Here is a 23,911-nt window from a genome sequence, read left to right on the forward strand (position 1 = left end):
CCGTGATGCCCTGGGTGATGACCTTGGTGTCTTTGTTGATGTAGATCGACATGTGGATTCCTTTGAAGCGCGTGCGGGTTGTCAGGCGGCTTTGACAGCGGCCACCACTTTTTGAGCGGCATCGGCCATGGTGTCGGCGCTGATGATCGGCAGACCGGATTCGGCCAGCATCTTCTTGCCCAGCTCTTCGTTGGTGCCCTTCATGCGCACCACCAGCGGCACGCTGAGGTTGGTCGCCTTGCAGGCGGTGATCACGCCGGTGGCGATGGTGTCGCACTTCATGATGCCGCCGAAGATGTTGACCAGGATGCCCTTGACCTTGGTGTTCTTGAGCATGATCTTGAAGGCTTCGGTCACCTTCTCGGTCGTGGCACCGCCACCGACGTCGAGGAAGTTGGCCGGCTCGGCGCCGAACAGCTTGATGGTGTCCATGGTGGCCATGGCCAGACCGGCACCGTTGACCAGGCAACCGATGTTGCCGTCCAGGCTGATGTAGGCCAGGTCGAACTTGCTGGCTTCGATCTCGGCCGGATCTTCTTCGTCCAGGTCGCGGTAGGCCACGATTTCGGGGTGGCGGAACAGCGCGTTGGGGTCGAAGTTGAACTTGGCGTCCAGAGCCAACAGGTTGCCCTTGGAGTCGCAATTCAGCGGGTTGATCTCCACCAGTGATGCGTCGGTGTCCATGTAGCATTTGTAGATCTTGGCGAAGATCTCAACCGCCTGGTCCACGGAAGCGCCGGTCAGGCCGATGGCGGCCGCAACCTTGCGGGATTGTGCTTCGGTGATGCCGGTCAGCGGGTCGATCATCTCGGTGATGATCTTCTCGGGCGTGGCGTGAGCCACTTCCTCGATGTCCATGCCGCCTTCGCTGGATGCGATCAGCGCCACCTTCTGGGTCGCGCGGTCGGTGACGAGCGACACATACAGTTCGTTCTTGATGTCGGCGCCGTCTTCAATATAGAGGCGACGCACTTTCTGGCCTTCGGGGCCGGTCTGGTGAGTCTTGAGCTGCATGCCCAGGATTTCGCCTGCGATGCGCTTGACGTCTTCAATGGTCTTGGCCACCTTCACGCCACCACCTTTGCCACGGCCACCGGCATGAATCTGGGCCTTGACGACCCACACGGGGCCGCCCAGTTTCTGGGCGGCTTCGACCGCCTCCTGCACCGTGAAAGCCGGGATGCCGCGGGGCACCGGCACACCAAACTGGCGCAAGATTTCCTTGCCTTGGTATTCGTGGATCTTCATGAGGGCTCTCTCAGGAATGGGTAGAGGAATCGTCGACCGACCGCGGTGGGGGTCGAAAAGCGGGCACTGAAAATCAGCAACCGGGAACTGTATCATGGTGCATCGCACCAATATGGCGCCCGACTTTGCGTGTCACTCTCGCAAGAGTGGGACACGCTCCTGAACCCTCACTGACAAGGCAGACAGGCCATGGCCAAGGTTTTCATCGACGGCGAAGCCGGTACCACCGGGCTTCAGATTCGCGAACGGCTGCAGCGCATGCCCGCCATCGAGGTGGTGAGCATCGCGCCCGAACGCCGCAAGGACCCGGATGCCAAACGCGAGCTGATGGCGCAGGTGGATCTGGTCATTTTGTGCCTGCACGACGACGCAGCGCGTGCGTCCGTGGCCATGGTCGATGCGATGGTCGGTCACCAGCCCAAGATCATCGACGCCTCGACCGCGCATCGCACGGCTGCGGGCTGGGTGTTCGGCTTTCCCGAGCTCGCCGCCAATCAGCGCACGGCCGTGGTGAACGCGAGCCGTGTGGCCAATCCAGGCTGCTATGCCAGCGGCGCCATCGCCATGCTGCGCCCCTTGATCGACGCCGGCGTGCTGCCGGCCGATCACCCGGTCTGTCTGCCGGCGGTGAGCGGTTACTCGGGCGGCGGTCGCACCATGATCGAGGCTTACGAGAAGGGCGAAGCCCCGGCCTACGAGCTGTACGCGCTGGGCCTGCAGCACAAGCACATCCCGGAAATCATGGCCTACACCGGCCTCACGCGCCGCCCCATCTTCATCCCGGCGGTGGGCAACTTTGCGCAAGGCATGCTGGTGGAGCTGCCGCTGCACCTGGACACCCTCCCCGGCCACCCCTCGCTGGCCGACCTGCACGCGATCTACGCGAAACATTACGCCGGCAGCGAGTGGGTGAGCACGGAGGCCGCCAACGAGTCCGGCAAGCTTGACGCGCTCGCGCTCAACGACACGAACAAGCTCGAGATCCGCGTCTTTGGCAACGAGCAGGCACACCATGCCGTGGTGGTGGCGCGGTTGGACAACCTGGGCAAAGGCGCCAGCGGCGCCGCGGTGCAGAACCTGAAATTGATGCTCGGTCTGTAACGCATTCACGCAGCCTGTCGAAAAACAGGGTCTGCGTTCGTCGTGTGCTTGGATGGCCTCGACGTTCTGACGGAGCCACCGCTCGAAGAACGCCGGGGAAACTTCACATGGCCGCTGCGCAACGCTTGATCGACATCGCCCCGTCCAAGGCCACGCGCCGCGAATGGGTGGCCTTGGCCGTGATCGCATTGCCGTGTCTGGTCTACGCGATGGACCTCACGGTGCTCAACCTGGCCCTGCCCGCCATCAGCGCCGACCTTCAGCCCACGGCCGCGCAGTTGCTCTGGATCATCGATATCTATGGGTTCATGGTCGCGGGGTTCCTCATCACCATGGGCACGCTGGGCGACAAGCTGGGCCGCAGGCGCATGCTGCTCATCGGTGCCGCCGCGTTTGCAGCGGCCTCGGTGGCCGCCGCGCTGTCCACCACCGCCCACGCCCTGATTGCCACCCGCGCCTTGCTCGGCATCGCCGGTGCCACGCTGGCACCTTCCACGCTCTCGCTGATCTCCAACATGTTCCGCGACGAACGCGAGCGACGCGTGGCCATCGGCATCTGGATTTCCAGCTATTCGGTGGGTGGCGCGATCGGTCCATTGGTGGGTGGCGTGATCCTTCAGGTCTTTGCCTGGCCGGCCATCTTCTGGGCTGCGGTGCCGGTGATGGTTCTTCTGCTCGTGGTGGGGCCGTTCCTGCTGCCTGAATACCGGGACGCCCAAGCCGGTCGACTGGATCTGGGCAGCGTCGCACTGTCACTCACCGCGGTGTTGGGCGGTGTGTTTGCACTCAAACAGGCGGCGGAGGGCCACCTGGGGCCCTTGACCGGGGTGGCTTTGGCCATGAGTCTCGTGGCGGGTTTGACATTTGTGCGCCGCCAACGCCGCATCGCCTACCCGCTGTTGGACCTCCAACTGTTCGGCCAACCCCGGTTTGCCGCGGCCATCTGCACCTACGCGCTCACCTCGTTCGCGATGTTCGGGGTTTACATCTTTGTCTCGCAGCACCTGCAGCTCGTGCTGGGCCTGTCACCACTGATGGCGGGCCTGTGCACCGTGCCCTGGGCGCTGTCCTTCGTGGTGGGTTCGATGTTCACGCCGGCGATCGCGCAGCGGCTGCGGGCATCGCAGACCATGGTGGCCGGTCTCGTGGTGGCTGCCGTCGGCTTTGCCGCCATGGCGCTGGTGGACGGCCCGCACGGGCTGGCCTGGCTGATCGCAGGCATGGTGCTGATGGGGCTGGGCATGGCGCCTGTGTTCACGCTGGGCAACGACATCGTCATCAGCTCCGCGCCGCCCGAGCGCGCGGGTGCCGCTTCGGCGCTGTCGGAAACCAGCTCGGAATTGTCGGGAGCGCTGGGCATTGCCGTGTTCGGAAGCCTGGCCACCAGCCTCTACCGCAACGGCTTGCAGACCCAGATGCCGCCGGGGATATCGGCCGACGCGGTGGCGGGCGCCTCCACACTGGGCGGTGCACTCACCGTGGCCGAGGCTTTGCCCGCGCCACTGGCCGAAGCCCTTCGCAGTGCCGCTCGCACGGCCTTTGTCGATGGCATGGAGGCGGCTGCATGGCTGGGCATGGCGATCATGATTCTGAGTGCGCTGCTGGCCTGGCGCATGCTGCGCGGCCCGGTCGCGCCCGCTGTCGGCCCGTCTTCCAGGCCGGGATAAGTCAGCTTTCGTCGTCGGCAGGAAACGATCCACCGCGCACCACGCGGCGCACGGCGTCGGCACTGAAGCCGCGCGTGAGCAGGAAGCGCATCTGCTTGCCGTACTCGGCCGCGTCGCGTGGGGGAACACCGAACTTTTTTCGCCAGACCTCCTGGGCCCGCGCTTGTTCGGTGCCTTGCAGATCGGCCACCGCTTGCGCCACGGCCTCGGGGTTCAGGCCCTTGGCCTGCAACTCCTGGCGCACGCGCGAGGCGCCCAACTTCACGGAGCGCTGGTGCACCACCGATTCGAGCACACGCTGTTCGTTGATGAAGCCCTTGGCTTCCAGCTCGTCCAGGGCCCGGGTCAGTTCACCCGGCTCGGTTTCGTGGGCGCTGAGCTTGCGCAGCAACTCGGCCCGCGAATGTTCGCGGCCCGAGAGCAGGCGCAACGCCCGGCCTTTGAGGGAAATCTGGTTGAAGCCCATGTCAGGACCTCCGCCGGGCCGCCCCAAGGAGGGCCAGCGCCCCCTCGGGGGGCAGCGACGACACGAAGTGTAGAGCGTGGGGGAGCATCGCGTCACACGCTCACGGCTGACACCGTGAGCGCACCCCCTCACTCGGCCAACGGCGAGGTGTCGGCTTCGCGCGCCTTGTCGGCGGCTTCGGCCTTGGCAGCCTTCCCCGCTTTGCCGCCTTTGGCCGGTGCCGGCGCTTCTTCCACCGGCAGCAGCGGCACGCCCAGCTCGGTGCGCACCTTGTTTTCGATTTCGACGCGCAACTCGGGGTTCTCGCGCAGGAATTCGCGCGAGTTGTCGCGGCCCTGGCCGATCTTCTCGCCGTTGTAGGCGTACCAGGCGCCCGACTTCTCGATCACGCGGTGCACCACGCCCAGATCCAGGATCTCGCCTTCGCGGCTGATGCCTTCGCCGAACAGGATGTCGAACTCGGCCGTCTTGAAGGGAGACGCCACCTTGTTCTTGACCACCTTGACCTTGGTCTCGTTGCCGATCGCCTCTTCGCCCTTCTTGATCGTGCCGGTGCGGCGGATGTCCAGGCGCACGGAGGCGTAGAACTTGAGCGCGTTGCCGCCGGTGGTGGTCTCGGGGCTGCCGAACATCACGCCGATCTTCATGCGGATCTGGTTGATGAAGATGACCATGCAGTTGGTCTTCTTGATGTGCGCGGTGAGCTTGCGCAGCGCCTGGCTCATCAGGCGGGCCTGCAGGCCAGGCAGGCTGTCGCCCATCTCGCCTTCGAGTTCGGCCTTGGGCGTGAGCGCGGCCACCGAGTCCACCACGATCAGGTCAACCGCGCCGGAGCGCACCAGGCTGTCGACGATCTCGAGCGCCTGCTCGCCGGTGTCGGGCTGGGAAATCAGCAGGTCTTGCAGGTTCACGCCGAGCTTCTGCGCGTACTGGATATCCAGCGCGTGCTCGGCATCCACAAACGCGCACTGGCCGCCGAGCTTCTGCATCTCGGCGATCACCTGCAGCGTGAGCGTGGTCTTGCCCGAGGATTCCGGACCGTAGATTTCGACCACACGGCCGCGCGGCAGGCCGCCGACGCCCAGCGCGATGTCCAGCCCCAGGGAGCCGGTGGAGACCACCTGGATGTCCTCGATTACCTCGCCTTCGCCCAACCGCATGATGGTGCCCTTGCCGAACTGTTTTTCGATCTGGGCCAGCGCGACCTGCAGGGCCTTGGCTTTTTCGCTGTTGAGGGGGTTGGGCTTGACGGGTGCGTCCATGGGGGCTCCTGGGCTGGGTTGGAAGGGTTGGCAAGACCTGTGTGGTTGTGTACAGGCTGGATGCTTGAACAGCAGTTTACATGCGGGTTGAAATCAAACCAGTCATTATTTGGTCAGTTTGCCTTACCATTTATGGATGCCGCAGAACACCTCGCAAATGCCCGCAGAACCCGACGACCGCTGGCGCGGCGGCCACCTCGGCCGGCTGATGGGTCTGGCGCTGCGCCGCTTCGACGAACGCGTGCTCAGCCTGATGGCGCACGACGCCAACGTGCCGCTCGCGCTCTCCCACCTGGCCGCGCGCGCGCAGGTGGGCGCGGCGCACATCCACATCACCCGCCACCTGGGCCTGCACGGCTCGCGCCTGACCGAGCTGGCGCACCAGGCGGGCATGAGCAAACAGGCCATGGGCGATCTGGTGACGCAGTGCGAGGCCTGGGGACTGGTGCGCCGCGAACCCGACCCGCGCGACGCCCGGGCCCGGCGCATCGTCTTCACCGACACCGGCCTGCTCTGGCTGAACGCGTTTCGCACAGCGGTGGCGCAAGCCGAGACCGAGTTCCGATCGCAGGTGGGCGATGCGGTGGCCACCGTGGTGGCGCTGGGCCTGGAGGCCTATGGGTCGGAAGCACCCGGTGCGCGCGCGGCCGTGCCTTCGCGGTGAAAGCCCGCCACCCGACAGCCTACGGCGTGGGGTATGAGACCTAAAATGGACTTGGCTTGAACGCCGTGCGCCACACGGCCCCATAACAACGCTGCCCGATCAGCACAGGAGACTCCCCCATGCGCATCCTGATTGCGGAAGACGACCAGGTTCTGGCCGACGGCCTGTTGCGCAGCCTGCGAGCGGCTGGCGCCGCGGTCGACCACGTGTCCAGCGGCAACGAGGCCGATGCCGCCTTGATGACCAACAACGAGTTCGACCTCTTGATCCTGGACCTCGGCCTGCCAAAACTGCACGGCCTGGAGGTGCTCAAGCGGCTGCGTTCACGCGGCTCCACGCTGCCGGTGCTGGTGCTCACCGCGGCCGACAGCATCGAGGAACGCGTGAAGGGCCTGGACTACGGGGCCGACGACTACATGGCCAAGCCCTTCTCGCTGCAGGAGCTCGAAGCGCGCGTGCGCGCGCTCGCACGCCGCGGCATGGGCGGCAGCACCAACACCATCCGCCACGGCCCGCTCGAATACGACCAGGCCGGCCGCGTGGCCACCATCGACGGCAAGATGGTTGAACTCTCGGCGCGTGAACTCGGCTTGCTCGAAGTGCTGCTGCAACGTGCCGGGCGCCTGGTCAGCAAGGACCAATTGGTCGAGCGGCTGTGCGAATGGGGCGAAGAAGTGAGCAACAACGCCATCGAGGTCTACATCCACCGCCTGCGCAAGAAGATCGAAAAGGGTCCGATCCGCATTGCCACGGTGCGCGGCCTGGGCTATTGCCTTGAAAAAATCGCCAGCTGAGGGCCGCACCTTCAGTGAGCCGCTGCCCCCCCCCGTGGACAGCCGGCTGGCGCCGAAGGGGTTCGGCCTGTTCCAGCGCGAGCAGCGCAGCCTGTTCGGTGAAATCCTCGACTGGATGCTCACGCCACTGCTGTTGCTGTGGCCGCTGTCGCTGGCCCTCACGTGGTTCGTGGCGCAGGGCATCGCCAGCAAGCCGTTTGACCGCGCGCTCGAGTTCAATCTGCAGGCACTCACCCAGTTCGTGGTGCGCGAGAACGACCAGATCACCTTCAAGCTCAACGCGCAGGCGCGCGACCTGCTGCGCGCCGACGACAGCGACCTGGTGTACTACCAGGTGCTCGATCCGCGCGGAATGCTCATCAGCGGAGAGCTTGACTTCCCGCCCCCACGCGACAACGAATCACCCGAACCCGGGCGCGTGCTGCTGCGCGACGACGTGGTGCGCGGCGACGAGGTGCGTGTGGCCTACACCTGGCTGGCGCGCAACGACCCCCAGCGCCTGGTGTTGATGCAGGTGGCCGAGACCAAGGGCAAACGATCGACGCTGGCCACCGAGATCATCAAGGGCGTGATGGTGCCGCAGTTCGTGATCCTGCCGCTGGCGGTGCTGCTGGTGTGGCTGGCGCTGGTGCGCGGCATCCGCCCGCTCAACGAACTGGAGCAACGCATCCGCGCACGCAAGCCCGACGACCTGAGCCCGATCGAGGAATCGTTCATCCCGCAGGAGGTCGCGCCGCTGGTGTCGTCGATCAACGACCTGCTGACGCGGCTCAAGACCTCACTCACCACACAGAAGCGCTTTCTGGCCGACGCCGCCCACCAGCTCAAGACGCCGCTGGCGGGCCTGCGCATGCAAGCCGAGCTGGCACAACGCGAAACCGATCCGGTGGAGATTCGCGGCTCGCTGCAGCAGATCGCGCGCTCCAGCGCGCGCGCCACGCACACGGTGAACCAGCTGCTCGCTCTGGCCCGCGCCGAGACCACCGGCCGCACACTGCCCAGCGCGCGCATCGACCTCGCCCGGCTGGTGCCTGACGTGGTGCAGGACTCGGTGCCCCGAGCGCTGGAAGCCGGCATCGACCTCGGCTTTGAAGGCCCGGACGACACGCCCGACGACTGCCTGATGGACGGCAACCCGACGCTGTTGCAGGAAATGGTGCGCAACCTGGTGGACAACGCCATCCACTACACGGGGCAAGGCGGCGTGGTCACGGTGCGCGTGCTGCTGGACCGCTTCAGCGGTGTGCAGATCCTGCAGGTGGAAGACGACGGCCCCGGCATCCCGGAGAACGAGCGCGAGTTCGTGATGCAGCCGTTTTACCGCGCGCTGGGCACCAACGTCGACGGCTCGGGCCTGGGCCTGGCGATCGTGCTGGAGATCGCGCAGCAGCATGGCGCCACGGTGTCGATGGAAGACGCCCACCCGGAGCGCAGCCGCCGGGGCCTGCGGGTGTCGGTGCGCTTCACGCCCACCAAGCCGCAGCTCGTGCAGGAATAGCCGTCAGGCGTGGCGCCGGCTCAGGCGGCCTTGTACACGTTGAGCTGCAGCTTCTCGCGCTCGATCGCACGGGCCACGCCGGGCAATTCGGCAAAGCGCTGCACCAGCGCCCAGGTGGCGGGGAAATCCGCCGGGTTGATGCCGGCATAACCGCCCCAGCGCAGCAGCGTGAGGGCGTATGCATCGAGGGCACCAGGACGTGCGCCCACCATCCAGGGTGCGGCTTGGGTGGCCATGGCTTCGATCTCGCCCAGCAGTTGGCGGTAGCCCGCCGCGCCGAAGTCGCGGATCGCCTTTTGCGCGGCCTCGTCGTCGGTGAACTTGTGCGGCATGAACACGTGGGTGAACGTGGGATGCACGGTGTTGTTCATCCACGCCAGCACCTGCAGGGCGCGTGCGCGCTCAAGGCCCGCTGGCGGCAGGATGCCGGCCATGGGCAGCTTCTCGTCCAGGTAGAGCAGGATGGCCACGATCTGGGTGACGACCTCGTCGCCATCGACCAGCACGGGCACCTGGCCGCGCGGGTTCAGCGCCAGGTAGTCGGGCGAGCGTTGCTCACCCTTGTGCAGCTTCACCATCGACGGCTCGAACGCCACCTCGGCCAGTTCGAGCATGGCGTGCGGCACGAAGGAGCAGGCACCGGGGGCGAAATAAAGTTTCAGGCTCATCGAGTTGTATCCAATCGAGTGTCAAGAATCCGGCGCCGGGCCGCCCCAAGCCGGATTGCGCCCCTTCGGGGGGCAGCGACCCGCGAAGCGGCGGAGCGTGGGGGCTAGTTCAGATGCGGGCTCAGCAGCCCCGCAATTTCAAACATGGTCACTTGTGGCTTGCCGAACACCGCCGCCAGCTTGGCGTCGGCGTTCACGCGGCGCTTGTCGCCTGCGTCCTGCAGGCCGTTGGCCTTGATGTAGTCCCACAGCTTCTTCACCACCTCGGGGCGCGAGACGGCGCCTTCGCCGATCACGGCCGCCAGTGCGGCGCTGGGCTGTTTGCCGGTCGCGGCGGTGGTCTTGCGTGGGGCCTTGGGCGTCTTGGCGGCAGCGGCTTTCTTGGCCGCAGGCGCCTTCTTGGCCGGCGCGGCTTTCGCAGCGGCCTTCTTCGCCGGTGCGGCCTTGGCCGGCGCGCCCGCAGCAGTCTTGCGTGGCGGGAACTTGGACGGCGCAAACTCGAAGTTCACCTTGCCAGCTTCCTTGTCCCAGGCCAGGAAGGCCTTGAACGCGCGGCGCGTGCGCATGGAGACGAACTTGTCCAGCAGGTCGGTCTTGCCGGTTTCCAGCAGCTTGCTCATCTGCTCGCGCGCCACCGGCTGCTGCAGGATGATCTTGCCGCTCTTGAAGTCGCAGGTGGGCGTGGGCTGCTGCTCGGTGGGCACGGAGCGGATGCAGACGTAGTTGGCGCCGTGCTCGTGGACCGCGCCACCGCACTTGGGGCAGGCGCCGAGTGCCTCGCTGCCGGTGAAGTCCACCAGCTCACCACTTTCTTCACCCTTCTTGTCGTCCCCGAAGTCGAATTCGAGCTTCCAGTTCTTGTCGTCCTCGCTGTACTTGAGCACGATCTCGGCCACGAAAGGCCAACCCGCCTTGGAGCGGAAGCCGTCCAGTGGGCCGATCTTCTTGTCACGCAAGAGCTGTTCGGACTCGTCGGGCTCGAAGGTGCGGCCGGCCGGTGACTTGCCGAACGAGAAGCCGCAGCCTTCGCTCGCGCCGTCTTTGCCGGTGCAGGTGTAGCGGCGGTAGTTTTCCTTCACCACGCCGCCGCAGTTGGGGCAAGGCGTGGAGAGCGTGGCGTAGTTGCCGGGAATGGTGTCGCGGTCGTATTCCTTGGCTTTCTTCACCATGCGCTCGGTCATGGCGGCGATCTCGGCCATGAAGGCAGCGCGGCTGAGCTGGCCGTGCTCCATCTGCGCGAGCTTGTATTCCCATTCACCCGTGAGCTCGGCCTTGGAGAGTTCTTCCACGCCCAGGCCGCGCAGCAGCGTCATGAGCTGGAACGCCTTGGCCGTGGGGATGATCTCGCGGCCTTCGCGGAACATGTACTTCTCGGTCAGCAAGCCCTCGATGACGGCCGCGCGCGTGGCTGGCGTGCCCAGGCCTTTTTCCTGCATGGCTTCGCGCAACTCGTCGTCGTCGACCAGTTTGCCCGCGCCCTCCATGGCGCCCAGCAGCGTGGCTTCCGAGTAACGCGCGGGCGGCTTGGTCTTGAGGCCCTTGGGCTCCACCGTCTCGGTGCGCACGGTCTCGCCTTCGCGCACCGGCACCAGGTTCTGGCCCTTGTCGCCTTCCTTGGCGTCGGTCACATCCTCGGCCGCTTCCTTGCCATAGACGGCCATCCAGCCTGGCTTGACCAGCACCTTGCCTTCGGTCTTGAAGTGGTGGCCGACCGAGCTGGTGATTCGGGTCGTGACCATGAACTCGGCCGACGGGAAGAACACCGCGAGGAAACGGCGCACCACCAGGTCGTACAGCTTCTGCTCGGCGTCGCTCAGGCCACTGGGCGCCTGCAGCGTGGGGATGATGGCGAAGTGATCCGACACCTTGCTGTTGTCGAAGACGCGTTTGCTCGGGCGGATGTAGCCGTTGTTGAGCGCGGTGAGTGCGTGTGGCGCCAGGTGCTTCATGCCGCTGGCGGCCAGCATCTCGAAAGTTTCCTTCACCGTCGGCAGGTAGTCCTCGGGCAGGGCGCGCGAATCGGTACGCGGGTAGGTCAGGGCCTTGTGGCGCTCGTACAGGCTTTGCGCGAGCTGCAGCGTGGTCTTGGCCGAGAAGCCGAAGCGCCCGTTGGCCTCGCGCTGCAGGCTGGTCAGGTCGTATAACAGGCCACTGGCTTGCGTGGTGGGCTTGCTTTCTTCCTTGACGCTGGCGGCCTTGCCGCGCACCGCCTCGGCAATGGCCAGGGCTTCGCGCTGGCTCCAGACGCGATCGGCGCGCTGTTCCAGGTCGGCGTCGTCGCCCGTGGGTTTTTTCCAGGCCGGGTCGAACCACTTGCCGGGGTACTCGCCGGCCTCGGCCAGGAAGCTGGCGTGGACCTCCCAGTAGTCGCGGCTGCGGTGGGCGCGGATCTTTTCTTCGCGCTCGACCACGATGGACAACGTCGGCGTCTGCACCCGGCCCACCGTGGTGAGGAAGAAGCCGCCGTCGCGCGAGTTGAACGCCGTCATGGCGCGCGTGCCGTTGATGCCGACCATCCAGTCGGCCTCGGATCGGCTGCGGGCGGCGTCGGCCAGGCCCTGCATCTGCTCGTTGGTGCGCAGGTGCTCGAAGCCGTCGCGGATGGCCGCGGGCGTCATCGACTGCAACCACAGGCGCTGCACCGGCTTGCCCAGCGTCTGGTAGCTGCCGCCCTTCAAGCCACCGGCGTACTGCTCGATCAGGCGGAAGATCAGCTCCCCCTCGCGGCCCGCGTCACACGCGTTGATGAGGCGGGCCACGTCCTTGCGCTTGACCAGCTTGACCACCGCCGAGAGGCGCGACTTGGTCTTGTCGATCGGCTTGAGTTCAAAGTAGGGCGGCAGCACGGGCAGGTGGGCAAAGCTCCACTTGCCGCGCTTGACGTCAAATTCTTCCGGCGCGGCGATCTCCACCAGGTGGCCCACGGCGGAGGTGACCACGTATTGCTCGTTCTCGAAGTGGTCATCGTGCTTGTCGAACTTGCCCGCCACCGGCGTGAGCGCACGCACGATGTCCTGGGCCACGGACGGCTTCTCGGCAATGACCAGCGTTTTGGCGAAACCTTCAGCAGTTTTCATCTCTACAATCAACTTTCCACGCGCGTGTACACGCGCACATGGGCACGCGCACACTCGCGCGCACCTGCATGAAACAACCTTACCAAATATTCCGGCCGTGACGAAAAGCCCCAAAAAGTCGAGCGCGCCCGCCGAAAAACCAGCCTTGGCAATGAAGCCGAATGGTGCCGGCCGGCGCATCCAGACGCGCAAGTCCGGTGTGCACGGCCGCGGGGTCTACGCCGTGGTGGACCTGGCCGAAGGCGAAACGCTCATTGAATATGTCGGTGAGGTCATCACCTGGGATGAAGCCCTGCGCCGTCACCCGCACGATCCGACCGATCCGAACCACACCTTCTACTTCCACATCGACGAAGAACACGTGATCGACGCCAAGCACGGCGGCAACTCGGCACGCTGGATCAACCACAGCTGCAAGCCCAACTGCGAAGCCGAAGTTGACGAGGGTCGGGTGTTCATCCGGGCCCAACGCAACATCCAGGCGGGCGAAGAACTGTTTTACGACTACGGCCTCGTGATCGACGAGCCCTACACGCCCAAGCTCAAGGCCGAGTACCCCTGCTGGTGCGGTGCCAAAAAGTGCCGCGGCACCTTGCTCGCGCCCAAGCGCGCGGGTCGCGCATCCAGACTGGGCTGAACGGCCCATGGCCGACACCCTGATCCGTCACGCCGAAACCGTCTGGCAGGCCGTTGAGCCCACCTTGCCTGGCTTCACGGTGGAGGTGCTGCCCAGCGTCGACTCCACCAGCAGCGAGCTCATGCGACGCGCGCGCAGTGGCCTGATGGAACCCGTGTTGCTGGCCGCCGAGGACCAGACCGCTGGGCGAGGCCGGCTGGGCAAGGGCTGGCACAGCAAAGTGGGGCAATCACTCACGTTCTCGTTGGCCATGCCCCTGGCGCCCACCAGCTGGTCGGGCCTGTCGCTGGCGGTGGGCGTGAGCCTGGCGCACAGCCTGCACCCCGAGGTGCGTCTGAAATGGCCCAACGACCTCTGGCTGCACCAACGCAAGATCGGCGGCATCCTGGTGGAGACGGCCAGCACCGGTGAGGCCGGTCAGGGCCAGCGCATGGTGGTGATCGGTGTGGGCATCAATGTGGCGCGGCCCGAGGTGTCGGCGGTGGCCGCGCTCGTGCCCGACGGCGCGGCGGTCACGGCCATGGCCCCGGCCGGCCTGGCCGAGGTGCTGGTGGGCATCACACCGGGTGAGGTGCTCGAGCGTGTGGCGCCGGCGCTGGTGGGCGACATCCAGGCGTTTGCCTCGCAGGGTTTTGCCGCGTTTGCCCAGCGCTTTGCACAACTGGACGCCTTGCAGGGTCTGGCGGTGCAGCTTTCTGACGGCACGCGCGGTACGGCCTGCGGCGTGAACGACGAGGGTGCGTTGCAGGTGCTCACCGAGCGCGGCATGCAGACGGTGACCAGCGCCGAAGTGAGCGTGCGCCCGTGCTGAGGTGGGTCATCTGGTTGCTGGTGCTGGCCAACGCGGGCTATTTTGCGTGGTCGCGGGGCTACCTGGACACGCTGGGCCTGAAGCCTACCGAGCAACGCGAGCCCGAGCGCCTGACGCAACAGGTGAAGCCCGAGGCACTGCGCCTGCTCAACGGACCCAAGGCTGAAGCCGCTCCGCAGCCGACAGTCTCACCGGTGGCGGCCCCTGTGGTCACAGCACCCGCACCTGCCTCTGCACCGACACCCCCAGAGCCCGCGCCCGTGGCTGCACCGGCGGTCGACAACGGAGCGCGCGCCTGCTGGCAGGCGGGCGGGTTCACCGCAGCCCAGGCCGAGTTGCTGCGCGCCGAGCTGGTGCTGCTCGGCCTGCCCGCATCCGGCTTTGCCTTCACCGAGGTGCGCAGCGGCGGTCGCTGGATCGTCTACATGGGGCGCTACGACAACCAGCAGCAACTCGATCGCAAGAAAGATGAGCTGCGCGCGCTGGGGGTGACCTACCGCGAGATCACAGCGGTCGGGCTGGCGCCCGGCCTCGCACTCGGCACGTTCTCCACCGAAGCTGCCGCCCAGCAAGCGCGGCAGAAGACCGAGCGCGATGGCATCCGCACCGCCAAGGTGGCGCAGGAGCGTGCCGAGAGTGTGAGCACCAACCTGCGTCTGCCGTCGATCACCGAATTGCAACGCGCCGCCATCGACGCTCTGGGCGACGCGATGGTGGGTAAACGCCTGCAGCGCTGCACCTAAGCGCGCTCAGCGCGGTGCGCGGTGAGACCGGCAAACCAGTCCAGCGCCTCGTTCCACAGCGGTTGAGCCTTGGGCCGGAAGTACCCCATGTGACCCATGGCGCCGAGGCCCTCGCGGCGGGAGTCGAGTGTGACGCTGCGCACCTCGGCGTTGCGGTAGCCGGCCATGAAGGCGTCTCGTGAGGCGGGTGGCGCCCAGGCGTCGTCCAACGCATTGAGCGCCACGATGGGGAAGCGCACGTCGTCAAAGCGTTCGGTGGTCGCCTTCATTTCGGGGTCATCAAAAAAGTAGCGCGGGAAGCGGCACCACTGGCGCCACTGGCGGTACACGTCGATCGGCAGGTCTTCGCCCATGCCCAGTCGACTCCAGGGGAGGTAACCGTTCATGCGTGTCCACACCGGTCCGAGCACGCGCCACATGAAGAGCACGCGCAAGCGCTCCAGCGGCGGCATCCAGCCGTGCCAACCGGCGCCGGTGGCGAATGTCCAGGCGCCATCCACCGCGCCGGGGTCGGGCAACAGGCCGAGCGCATGGCCGCCGTAGGAATGGCCCACCAGGTACAGCGGCACGCCCGGCTGGCGCATGGCTTCCACGGCCGCGGCCAGGTCCAGCCGGCCCCAGTCGAGGTAGTCCATGCGAAAGCCCTTCAACGTGCTGGGGGCCGACTGGCCGATGCCGCGGTAGTCCAGCGTGAGCACGTCAAAGCCACGGCGCGCGGCGTGTTCGGCGAAGCGCTTGTAGAAGCCCTGCGGCACGGCGGTGGCGCCACCGACCACCAGATGGGCCTGCGGCGGCATGGGGCTGTGGTAGCGGTGTGCCACCAGTGGATAACCGTCGGCGGCGGTCAGGGTGATGCGCTCGGTGCGCACGGCCTGGTTGTGGGCGTCGGTGGCCGGGAAGGTGTTCATGGCGATTCTCCGGTTCGTGCTGCCGTTGGGCCGCGAGCGGCCAGCAGCGACAGCAGGGTCTGCGTGGCCAGGTTGATCGGATCGCTGCTCTGGGCCACCCGCGCCTGCAGCAGGCCGCCTTCGTAGGTGGCCACGATCAGCGCGGCGATGCCCTGGGCCTGCGCACGCGGCTCGCCGTGCTGTTCCAGCGCCAGTGCGATGCGTTCGCGCAGGGTGGCAAAGGCGCGGGCCAGGGCTTCGCGCAGGGCGTGGTCGTCGGGCGTGCTTTCCAATGCCACGGTGGCCAGCGGGCAGCCGGCATGAAAGCCGGTGCTGCTCAGACGCACGGTCGCACCCTGCATCCACTGCCGCGCAGCCTCGATGGGATCGGCGTTCCTGGCCAGCAGGCCGTCGAGCCAGCCCAGCATGCGCGCGACCACGTCGTCGATGGCGGCCACGGCCAGCTCGGTCTTGCCGCCGGGAAAGTGGTGGTACAGCACGCCCTTGGGCGCGCCGGCCTGGGCCAGCAGTTCGGTCAAACCGATGCCGTGCAGGCCGCGTCGACGCAGCGCGTCGGTCATCGCGGCGATCAGGCGTTCGCGGGTGCCGGGCGTGGGTGTTTCGGTCATGGGCTTGAATCTATAGACCGGTCGGTCTAGTGTCAAGCACCTGCGCTCCACTATATTGTCCATTTAAGACTAATATGGACAATATTTAGACGCCCTGTGGATGTCCACCCAATGCAACAGTTTTCTTCGACACAAGCCAAACAGAACTTCGGCCAGCTCATGAAGGCATCCGCGCTCGCGCCGGTGGCCATCGAGCGGCACGGCAAGGTGCAGGCCCTCGTGATGTCGCCCGATTTCCATGAGGCTGCAAGGGCAGCACAGGATCTCATGGCCGAACGCCGCCTCGCGCGTCTTCAGCAGGCGGGCATCGAGAAAGACCGGCTCATCCGCCACCACCGCATTGCCCTGGACCTGTTGACGGTGGAGCCCGCCCAGCGAGCGGGCCTCATCCAGCAGGCGCGGGACACGGTCGATCGCTGGCGGCGTGAGCAACTCAGCAGCCGCGACTATGTGGATCGCTGGGCGGCGCTGCTCGCTTTGCCAGTGCAGGAGCTGGCGAAAGAGATGGTGGCGGATGCCGACGGATGGGGCACGGCCCTGCGCCAGAACTCGCCCTGGGTGGGGCTGCGCACATGAACCTCGACGCACTCTTCGCCTTGCTCGCCAAGGCTCGCGAACTCTCGGGCCACAGCGACTACGTGGTGATCGGCAGCCTGTCCATTCTCGGACTGGAAGACCATTTCGATGTTCCAGAGGACATGACCCTGTCCAACGACGTCGACTGCTACACCCGCGACGACCCCGACCGCACCTTCGACCTCGTGGCAGCGCTCGGAGAGAACTCGCTATGGCACCAGGGTCACGGGTACTTCCTCGACGCCGTCACTCCCGCCCTGCCGACCCTCCCCGAAGGCTGGCGAGCCCGCCTCATCCCGGTGTCCCGGGACAGCCTCACCGCTTGGTTCCTCGACCCGAACGACGCGGCCATCTCCAAGTACGCCCGGGGCGAGCCACGCGACCGCCGCTGGATACGCGCCGGAATCCGGTCGGGCGTGGTCTCGCTGCCCATGGTGCGATCACGCCTGCGCGGTGTGACGTTTCTTGACAACGAAGAGTCGCAGCGCACCCGTGGATTGATCGAAGAAGACCAGGCTTGGTGCGACCGCTCCACACACTGACCGACCCAACAAAAAAGCGCCCGAAGGCGCTTCTTAACGAAGAGAAGCGGGCGCTTACTTGGCCACCACGCGAACCATCTCCAGGCACTTGTTCGAGTAGCCCCACTCGTTGTCGTACCAGCTCACGACCTTGATGAAGGTCTTGTCCAGCGCGATGCCGGCATCGGCGTCAAAGATCGAGGTGCGGGTGTCGCCGCGGAAATCGGTGGCGACCACCTTGTCCGTCGTGTAGCCCAGCACGCCCTTCAGAGCGCCTTCGCTCTGTGCTTTCATCTCGGCGCAGATCTCTTCGTAGCTGGCTTCCTTGTTCAGTTCGACCGTCAGGTCGACCACCGACACGTCGGAAGTGGGCACCCGGAAGCTCATGCCGGTGAGCTTCTTGTTGAGCTCGGGGATCACCACGCCCACGGCCTTGGCGGCGCCCGTGCTGCTGGGGATGATGTTTTCCAGGATGCCGCGGCCGCCGCGCCAGTCCTTGTTGCTCGGGCCGTCCACGGTCTTCTGCGTGGCGGTGGCGGCGTGCACGGTGGTCATCAGGCCGCGCTTGATGCCCCACTTGTCGTTGAGCACCTTGGCGATCGGCGCCAGGCAGTTGGTGGTGCACGAGGCGTTGGAGATGATGGCCTCGCCCTTGTAGGTCTTGTCGTTGACGCCGAAGACGAACATGGGGGTGTCGTCTTTGGAAGGCGCCGAGAGGATGACCTTTTTCGCGCCGGCGTCCAGGTGTTTCTGCGCGGTGACCTTGTCCAGGAACAGGCCGGTGGATTCGATGACAACGTCGGCGCCGACTTCATTCCACTTCAGATTGGCGGGGTCGCGCTCCTGCGTGAGACGGATCTTCTTGCCGTTGACGATCAGGGTGTTGCCTTCGACGCTGACGTCACCCTTGAACCGGCCGTGCACGCTGTCGTACTGCAGCATGTAGGCCAGGTAGTCGGGCTCCAGCAGGTCGTTGATGGCCACGACCTCGATGTCGCTGAAGTTCTGGATGGCGCTGCGCAACACGTTGCGGCCGATGCGGCCGAAGCCGTTGATGCCGATCTTGATCGTCATGTCTCGTCTCTCCTGGAGGGTTTCAAAAAAGGATGAACAAACTCATTTCGCCAACACGGCGCGCACCGTGTCGGCCACATTCGCGGGCGTGAAGCCGAAGTGCTCGAACAGCACCGGCGCCGGGGCCGACTCGCCGTAGGTGTCCAGACCCACGACCGCGGCCACGCCGTACTTCCACCAGCCGTCGGTGGAACCCATCTCGACGGCCACGCGAGACACGCCGGCGGGCAGCACCGAAGCCTTGTAGGCGGCGCTCTGGCGGTCGAAGGTGGTGGTGCTGGGCATGGAAACCACGCGCACGGCGATCTTGTGTTCCCTGGCCAGCAGCTCCTGCGCTTTCAGGGCCAACTGCACTTCGGAACCGGTGGCGATGATCACCGCCTGTGCCTTTTTCTTCAGGCCCACTTCGCTGGGTTCGGCCAGCACGTAGGCGCCTTTGCTGATGTCACCCAGGTCGCTCTTGAGCGCGTAGGGCAGGTTCTGGCGGCTCAGCAGCAGCGCCGTGGGGCGGGTGGCGTTTTGCAACGCCACGGCCCAGGCCACGGCGGTCTCGGCGGTGTCACCCGGACGCCAGACGTCCAGGTTGGGAATCAGGCGCAGGCTGGCCGCGTGCTCGACCGACTGGTGCGTCGGGCCGTCTTCGCCCAGGCCGATGGAGTCGTGCGTGAACACGTGCACCACACGCAGCTTCATCAGCGCGGCCATGCGGATCGCGTTGCGGCTGTAGTCGCTGAAGGTGAGGAAGGTACCGCCATAGGGGATGAAGCCGCCATGCAGCGCCACACCGTTCATGATCGCGGCCATGCCGAATTCGCGCACGCCGTAGTTGATGTGGCGGCCACCCAGGCCCTGCTCGTTCTTCACCACGTCGCCAGCCAGGTTGAAGCGCAGCGCAGGCGTGGACTTGGTGTTGGTGAGGTTGGAGCCGGTGAGGTCGGCGCTGCCACCGAGCAGCTCGGGCAGCGCAGCGGTGAAGGTCTCCAGTGCGAGCTGGCTGGCCTTGCGACTGGCCACGGTTTCCGCCTTGGTGTGGGCGGCCACCGCGGCGTCCACCGCCACCTGGGCAAAGTTCTTGGGCAGCTCGCCCTTCATGCGGCGCACGAACTCTTTGGCAAGCTCGGGGAAAGCGGCCTTGTAGGCGGCAAACGTGGCGTTCCACGCGGCTTCCGAAGCCTTGCCGGCGTCTTTCGCGTCCCACGCGGCGTACACGTCCTTGGGGACGGCGAAGGGTGCGTGTGGCCAGCTCAGCGCTTCGCGGGTGAGCTTGATTTCTTCAGCGCCCAGTGGCTCGCCGTGGGCCTTGGCGGTGTTGGCGCGGTTCGGGCTGCCTTTGCCGATGTGGGTCTTGCAGATGATGATGGTGGGTCCATCGGCCTTGTTCTTCGCATCGCTGATCGCGCGGTCCACCGCGTCGGTGTCGTGGCCATCGATCGGGCCGATCACATTCCAGCCGCAGGCGGCAAAACGCAGCGCGGTGTTGTCGATGAACCAGGGCGTGACCTGGCCATCGATGGAAATGCCGTTGTCGTCGTACAGCGCGATCAGCTTGTTGAGCTTCCAGGCACCGGCCAGGGCCACGGCCTCGTGGCTGATGCCTTCCATCAGGCAACCGTCGCCCAGGAACACGTAGGTGTGGTGGTCCACCACGGTGTGGCCGTCGCGGTTGAACTCGGACGCCAGCAGCTTTTCGGCCAGCGCCATGCCCACGGCGTTGGTGATGCCCTGGCCCAGCGGGCCGGTGGTGGTTTCCACGCCGGGGGTCACGCCCACTTCGGGGTGACCGGCGGTCTTGCTGTGCAGCTGGCGGAAGTTCTTGAGTTCGCCGATCGGCAGCTTGTACCCGGTGAGGTGCAGCAGCGAATAGATCAGCATCGAGCCGTGGCCGTTGGACAGCACGAAGCGGTCGCGGTTGGCCCACTGCGGGTTCGTCGGGTTGTGGCGCAGGTGCCGGCCCCACAGGGCGACCGCCATGTCGGCCATGCCCATGGGCGCGCCGGGGTGGCCGGAGTTGGCGGCTTGCACCGCGTCCATGGCCAGGGCTCGGATGGCGTTGGCCTGGGTCTGGGGCGACACGGCTGGGGCGATGGGGGTGGGGGTGCTGGCGGTGTCGGACATGGGGGGTGCTGGGAGGTGCTGGGAAAGGGGAGGCGGCGGGGATCTGCGCGATGGCGCAAAACAACGGATTTTATCGGCCAGCCCGTCGCCGACTGCGCTGTCCCGCGTCGGGCTGGCGCGCCGGCCCATAATTCTTCAACGCGTGCGGCCCTCGCGCCCGGCACGCGCACCCTCTGGCACCCCATGACCCGACTCGCCACCGCACCACCCTCCACCCCTCCCCTGGCCTCGGCCATGGTGCTTGCCGCCGGGCGCGGCATGCGCATGCGCCCGCTCACCGACGTCACGCCCAAACCCCTGCTGGTCGTGCAGGGCAAGCCATTGATGCAGTGGCCCATGGAGGCCCTGCTCACGGGTGGTTTTCACCGCTTCGTGGTCAACACCGCCTGGCTCGGGGAACAGATCGACGAACACTGCGCGGCCTGGAGCCAATCCCGGCCGGGTAGCGACGTGGTGATGTCGCGCGAGGGCACCGACTTCGGCTACGCCCTGGAAACGGCCGGCGGCATTGCCCGGGCGCTGCCCCTGCTGGCCGACGTGTTCTGGGTACTGGCGGGCGACGTGTACGTGCCCGACTTCAACTTCAGCCAGGCCAGCGTTGACCGTTTCGAGGCCAGCGGCCTGCTTGCGCACATCTGGCTGGTACCCAACCCGCCGCACAACCCGCAGGGCGATTTCGGCCTGAGCGCGGACGGTCTGGCGATCAGCCGCGCTGATGAGGCCTACACCTTCAGCACCATCGGTCTGTACCGGCGCGAACTGTTCGAACTGCCCTGGTGCGAGGTGCTGCCCGGCAACCCGCAAGGCACGGCCGAGCCACTGGCGCCGCTGCTGCGCCGTGCGATGGAAGCGGGCCAGGTGAGCGCCGAGATCTACGGCGGCACCTGGGTCGACGTGGGCACGCCCGAGCGGCTCAAGGAATTGGGGTAACCCCCCGCGCCGCCTGCGGCGTCACCCCCCAGGGGGCGCACCTGGCGGCCCGGCAAAGCCGGTTCCGCGGGTGCTCTGGTCAAACTCCACAGCGCCTCGACAAAAGTCAGAGAATGGCGACCATGGACTCCACCACCCACACCCACCTCTACGCCGAACGCCGCGCCCGTGTGGCCGCCTCTCTCGGCCCCGGCGGCATCGCCATCGTGCCCACCGCGCTCGAGCGGCCGCGCAACCGCGACACCGACTTCATCTACCGGCACGACAGCTACTTCTACTACCTCACCGGCTTCACCGAGCCCAACGCCTGGCTGGTGATCACGGCCGAAGGCAGCACCACCCTGTTTTGCCAGCCGAAAGACCTGGAGCGCGAGATCTGGGACGGCATCCGCCTCGGCCCCGACGCCGCACCCGAGCACCTGGGCATGAGCGACGCGTTTTCCGTGGCCGAGCTCGACCAGCGCCTGCCCAAACTGCTGGAGAACCGCCAGACCGTGTGGTACCCCTTCGCCATCCACTCCGGCCTGGAAGGCCGCGTCGATGGCTGGCTGCAGAAGGTGCGCGCCCGGGTGCGTTACGGCGCGCTGTGCCCGGAGTCGCAACGCGACCTGTGCGGCGTGCTCGACGAACTGCGGCTGGTCAAGGACGCCTTCGAACAAGACACCATGCGCCGCGCCGCGCAGATCAGCGCCAAGGCCCACGTCCGCGCCATGCAACGCAGCGCGGCCATGCTGCGCGCGGGCCAGGACGTGCGCGAATACCACCTGGATGCCGAGCTGCTGCACGCCTTCCGCGAGCACGGCTCACAGTACCCGGCCTACGGCAGCATCGTGGCCGCCGGCGCCAACGCCTGCGTGCTGCACTACCGCGCTGACGCCGCGCCCATCCGCAACGGCGAGCTGGTGCTGATCGACGCCGGCTGCGAACTCGACGGCTACGCCAGCGACATCACGCGCACCTTCCCGGCCAACGGCGTCTTCACCGGCCCGCAACGCGAGCTGTACGACCTGGTGCTGGCCAGCCAGATCGCCGCGGTCAATGCCACGAAGGCCGGCGCACGCTTCGTCGATCCCCACGAGGCCACCGTGGCGGTGCTCGCGCAAGGCTTGCTCGACGTCGGCCTGCTCGACAAGAACAAGGTCGGCAACGCACAGGACGTGATCACCAACCGCGCGTATTTCCAGTTCTACATGCACCGCACCGGTCACTGGCTGGGCATGGATGTGCATGACTGCGGCAGCTATGTCGAACCGTCTGAACTCGGCACGGTGAACGAACGCAAGGACCCCCTGAGTGGCGAAACCATCAAGGACCGGCCCAGCCGCATCCTGCGCCCGGGCATGGTGCTCACCATCGAGCCCGGCCTCTACGTGCGCCCGGCCGAAGGCGTGCCCGAGCAGTTCTGGAACATCGGCATCCGCATTGAAGACGACGCCATCGTCACCGAGACCGGCTGCGAGCTGATTTCGCGTGGTGTGCCGGTCGAGGCTTCCGAAATCGAAGCGCTGATGCGCGGCTGAGGCCGTGCGCGTCGTCAGCGTCAACACGGGCACCGTGCGGGCCCTGCGCATCGGCTCACGCAACGTGCTTTCAGCCATCGGCAAAGCCGCTGTCCAGGGCCCCTTGGCGGTCACGTTGCTGGGCCTGCGAGGCGACGAGCAGGCCGACCTCAGCGTGCACGGCGGCCTGGACAAGGCGGTCTATGCCTACCCTCTGGAGCACTACGCCTTTTGGGAGGCGCGACGCAGAAAACAAGGCGCCAGTCTGTTCGACGACCCATTGCCTCCGGGGTTTCTGGGCGAAAACCTGACGATCGAAGGCTTGGTGGAAACGGAGGTGTGGATCGGTGACCTGCTGCATTTCCCCGATTGCAGCCTGCGCGTAAGCGCACCCCGCGAGCCCTGCTACAAGTTCAACGCCGTGATGGGCCTGCGTGATGCAGGCCGGGTCATGATGGATCAGCTCTGCCCGGGCTTTTACTTGTCGGTGGCGCAGCCCGGCTCCATCGAAGCGAACCAGTCCTTCACGCTGGAGCCCGGCACACGCGGCCTGCGCGTGAGCGAAGCCTTCGCGACCAAGCGCCTCAAACACCTGCGTTGAAGGCCATGCGCATTGGAGTACAACGCAGAATGACTTCCCTGAACACCCTGCTGTGTCTCACCAGGAATCTCTTCATGCAACTCGCGCATTGCCTCTGAAAAAGTCAGCATCACCACAACCGATTACGCAGTTCTACCGACTAGGGTTTTCCCGGTCGCAGAATTAGAATGCGCAATTGGCTTTCACATAGCAAGATTTCAGAACGACCGGAGACAAGATCATGACGATGGACAACAGCCCAGAGAACAAGCGCGCCGAGCTGCGCCGTGCCGCCCTCGAATACCACGAGTTCCCGACACCCGGCAAGGTGGCCATTGCCGCCACCAAACAGCTCACCAACCAGCGCGATCTGGCCCTGGCCTACTCGCCCGGCGTGGCTGCTCCGTGTGAAGAAATCGTGGCCGACCCGGTCAACGCCTTCAAGTACACCGCCCGCGGCAACC

The 23,911-nt window shown here is 66.2% G+C and carries 22 protein-coding genes and 1 pseudogene; 14 read left to right on the forward strand and 9 right to left on the reverse strand.

Annotated elements, in window-relative coordinates; all coding sequences use genetic code 11:
• Window positions 1–81: 81 nt before the first annotated feature.
• Complete coding sequence (gene sucC / locus IV113_RS18640; protein WP_291088066.1) at window positions 82–1,248, reverse strand: ADP-forming succinate--CoA ligase subunit beta; 1,167 nt, start codon at window positions 1,246–1,248, stop codon at window positions 82–84.
• Window positions 1,249–1,437: 189 nt separating this feature from the next.
• Here sucC and argC point away from each other — a divergent pair, with 189 nt between their 5' ends.
• Both argC and IV113_RS18650 read left to right on the forward strand, forming a co-directional pair.
• On the forward strand, window positions 1,438–2,349 hold the full coding sequence (argC, locus tag IV113_RS18645; protein WP_291088069.1) for an N-acetyl-gamma-glutamyl-phosphate reductase: 912 nt from the start codon (window positions 1,438–1,440) through the stop codon (window positions 2,347–2,349).
• Between the two features lie 107 nt (window positions 2,350–2,456).
• On the forward strand, window positions 2,457–4,016 hold the full coding sequence (locus IV113_RS18650; RefSeq protein ID WP_291088071.1) for an MFS transporter: 1,560 nt from the start codon (window positions 2,457–2,459) through the stop codon (window positions 4,014–4,016).
• A 1-nt stretch (window position 4,017) separates the two neighbouring features.
• Here IV113_RS18650 and recX read toward each other — a convergent pair whose 3' ends face one another.
• Together recX and recA are read right to left on the reverse strand one after the other, a co-directional pair.
• A complete protein-coding gene (gene recX / locus IV113_RS18655) occupies window positions 4,018–4,482 on the reverse strand; it encodes a recombination regulator RecX (protein ID WP_291088074.1) in 465 nt (154 codons plus the stop codon).
• Between the two features lie 128 nt (window positions 4,483–4,610).
• Window positions 4,611–5,744: a recombinase RecA gene (gene recA, locus IV113_RS18660; protein WP_291088077.1), complete on the reverse strand. Its 1,134-nt coding sequence runs from the start codon at window positions 5,742–5,744 to the stop codon at window positions 4,611–4,613.
• A gap of 157 nt (window positions 5,745–5,901) precedes the next feature.
• Here recA and IV113_RS18665 point away from each other — a divergent pair, with 157 nt between their 5' ends.
• From IV113_RS18665 to IV113_RS18675, 3 genes are all read left to right on the forward strand, one after another.
• On the forward strand, window positions 5,902–6,408 hold the full coding sequence (locus tag IV113_RS18665) for a MarR family winged helix-turn-helix transcriptional regulator (RefSeq protein ID WP_291088080.1): 507 nt from the start codon (window positions 5,902–5,904) through the stop codon (window positions 6,406–6,408).
• A gap of 119 nt (window positions 6,409–6,527) precedes the next feature.
• A complete protein-coding gene (locus IV113_RS18670) occupies window positions 6,528–7,202 on the forward strand; it encodes a response regulator transcription factor (protein ID WP_291088083.1) in 675 nt (224 codons plus the stop codon).
• 115 nt (window positions 7,203–7,317) lie between these two features.
• Window positions 7,318–8,700 carry a sensor histidine kinase gene (locus IV113_RS18675; protein WP_291088117.1) on the forward strand — a complete coding sequence of 461 codons (1,383 nt, stop codon included), beginning with the start codon at window positions 7,318–7,320 and terminating at the stop codon, window positions 8,698–8,700.
• Window positions 8,701–8,720: 20 nt separating this feature from the next.
• Here IV113_RS18675 and IV113_RS18680 read toward each other — a convergent pair whose 3' ends face one another.
• Together IV113_RS18680 and IV113_RS18685 are read right to left on the reverse strand one after the other, a co-directional pair.
• The gene (locus tag IV113_RS18680; protein WP_291088085.1) at window positions 8,721–9,368 is read right to left on the reverse strand and encodes a glutathione S-transferase family protein; all 648 of its coding nucleotides are present in this window, start codon (window positions 9,366–9,368) and stop codon (window positions 8,721–8,723) included.
• A gap of 104 nt (window positions 9,369–9,472) precedes the next feature.
• A complete protein-coding gene (locus tag IV113_RS18685) occupies window positions 9,473–12,445 on the reverse strand; it encodes a DNA topoisomerase III (RefSeq protein WP_291088088.1) in 2,973 nt (990 codons plus the stop codon).
• Window positions 12,446–12,596: 151 nt separating this feature from the next.
• Between IV113_RS18685 and IV113_RS18690 the strand changes: the two genes are divergently transcribed.
• The 3 genes from IV113_RS18690 to IV113_RS18700 are packed head-to-tail and all read left to right on the forward strand — an operon-like array spanning window position 12,597 to window position 14,636.
• Complete coding sequence (locus IV113_RS18690) at window positions 12,597–13,082, forward strand: SET domain-containing protein-lysine N-methyltransferase (protein WP_291088120.1); 486 nt, start codon at window positions 12,597–12,599, stop codon at window positions 13,080–13,082.
• A gap of 7 nt (window positions 13,083–13,089) precedes the next feature.
• The gene (locus IV113_RS18695; protein ID WP_291088091.1) at window positions 13,090–13,893 is read left to right on the forward strand and encodes a biotin--[acetyl-CoA-carboxylase] ligase; all 804 of its coding nucleotides are present in this window, start codon (window positions 13,090–13,092) and stop codon (window positions 13,891–13,893) included.
• Window positions 13,887–14,636: an SPOR domain-containing protein gene (locus tag IV113_RS18700; RefSeq protein ID WP_291088093.1), complete on the forward strand. Its 750-nt coding sequence runs from the start codon at window positions 13,887–13,889 to the stop codon at window positions 14,634–14,636. Before IV113_RS18695 ends, IV113_RS18700 begins: the two co-directional genes overlap by 7 nt.
• Here the strand turns inward: IV113_RS18700 and IV113_RS18705 are convergent.
• Entirely contained in the window at window positions 14,633–15,544 is a 912-nt protein-coding gene (locus IV113_RS18705) for an alpha/beta fold hydrolase (protein ID WP_291088096.1), read from the reverse strand. The genes IV113_RS18700 and IV113_RS18705 overlap by 4 nt on opposite strands.
• Entirely contained in the window at window positions 15,541–16,152 is a 612-nt protein-coding gene (locus IV113_RS18710; RefSeq protein WP_291088098.1) for a TetR/AcrR family transcriptional regulator, read from the reverse strand. Before IV113_RS18710 ends, IV113_RS18705 begins: the two co-directional genes overlap by 4 nt.
• A gap of 111 nt (window positions 16,153–16,263) precedes the next feature.
• On the opposite strand from IV113_RS18710, the gene IV113_RS18715 reads away from it, so the two are divergent.
• Complete coding sequence (locus IV113_RS18715; protein WP_291088101.1) at window positions 16,264–16,728, forward strand: type II toxin-antitoxin system Phd/YefM family antitoxin; 465 nt, start codon at window positions 16,264–16,266, stop codon at window positions 16,726–16,728.
• Window positions 16,725–17,270: a DUF6036 family nucleotidyltransferase gene (locus IV113_RS18720; RefSeq protein WP_291088104.1), complete on the forward strand. Its 546-nt coding sequence runs from the start codon at window positions 16,725–16,727 to the stop codon at window positions 17,268–17,270. The genes IV113_RS18715 and IV113_RS18720 overlap by 4 nt, the downstream gene beginning before the upstream one ends.
• A 54-nt stretch (window positions 17,271–17,324) precedes the next feature.
• Here the strand turns inward: IV113_RS18720 and gap are convergent, their stop codons facing one another.
• Window positions 17,325–18,323, reverse strand: a complete 999-nt coding sequence (gap, locus tag IV113_RS18725; RefSeq protein ID WP_291088107.1) for a type I glyceraldehyde-3-phosphate dehydrogenase — start codon at window positions 18,321–18,323, stop codon at window positions 17,325–17,327.
• Between the two features lie 42 nt (window positions 18,324–18,365).
• Window positions 18,366–20,438 (reverse strand): transketolase, encoded by a 2,073-nt coding sequence (gene tkt, locus IV113_RS18730; RefSeq protein WP_291088109.1) that lies wholly within the window; start codon window positions 20,436–20,438, stop codon window positions 18,366–18,368.
• 234 nt (window positions 20,439–20,672) lie between these two features.
• On the opposite strand from tkt, the gene IV113_RS18735 reads away from it, so the two are divergent.
• The 4 genes and pseudogenes from IV113_RS18735 to IV113_RS18750 all read left to right on the forward strand — a co-directional run.
• Window positions 20,673–21,368: a nucleotidyltransferase family protein gene (locus IV113_RS18735; RefSeq protein ID WP_291088122.1), complete on the forward strand. Its 696-nt coding sequence runs from the start codon at window positions 20,673–20,675 to the stop codon at window positions 21,366–21,368.
• 122 nt (window positions 21,369–21,490) lie between these two features.
• Window positions 21,491–22,888, forward strand: coding sequence for an aminopeptidase P N-terminal domain-containing protein (locus IV113_RS18740; protein ID WP_291088112.1), 1,398 nt, complete (start codon window positions 21,491–21,493; stop codon window positions 22,886–22,888).
• A gap of 4 nt (window positions 22,889–22,892) precedes the next feature.
• Window positions 22,893–23,468: an MOSC domain-containing protein gene (locus IV113_RS18745; RefSeq protein ID WP_291088115.1), complete on the forward strand. Its 576-nt coding sequence runs from the start codon at window positions 22,893–22,895 to the stop codon at window positions 23,466–23,468.
• A 220-nt stretch (window positions 23,469–23,688) separates the two neighbouring features.
• A pseudogene (locus IV113_RS18750) lies at window positions 23,689–23,911 on the forward strand (hypothetical protein); the annotation flags it as partial.

The sequence above is a fragment of the Hydrogenophaga sp. genome (genome assembly GCF_018780385.1).
Taxonomy (GTDB): Bacteria; Pseudomonadota; Gammaproteobacteria; order Burkholderiales; family Burkholderiaceae_C; genus Hydrogenophaga.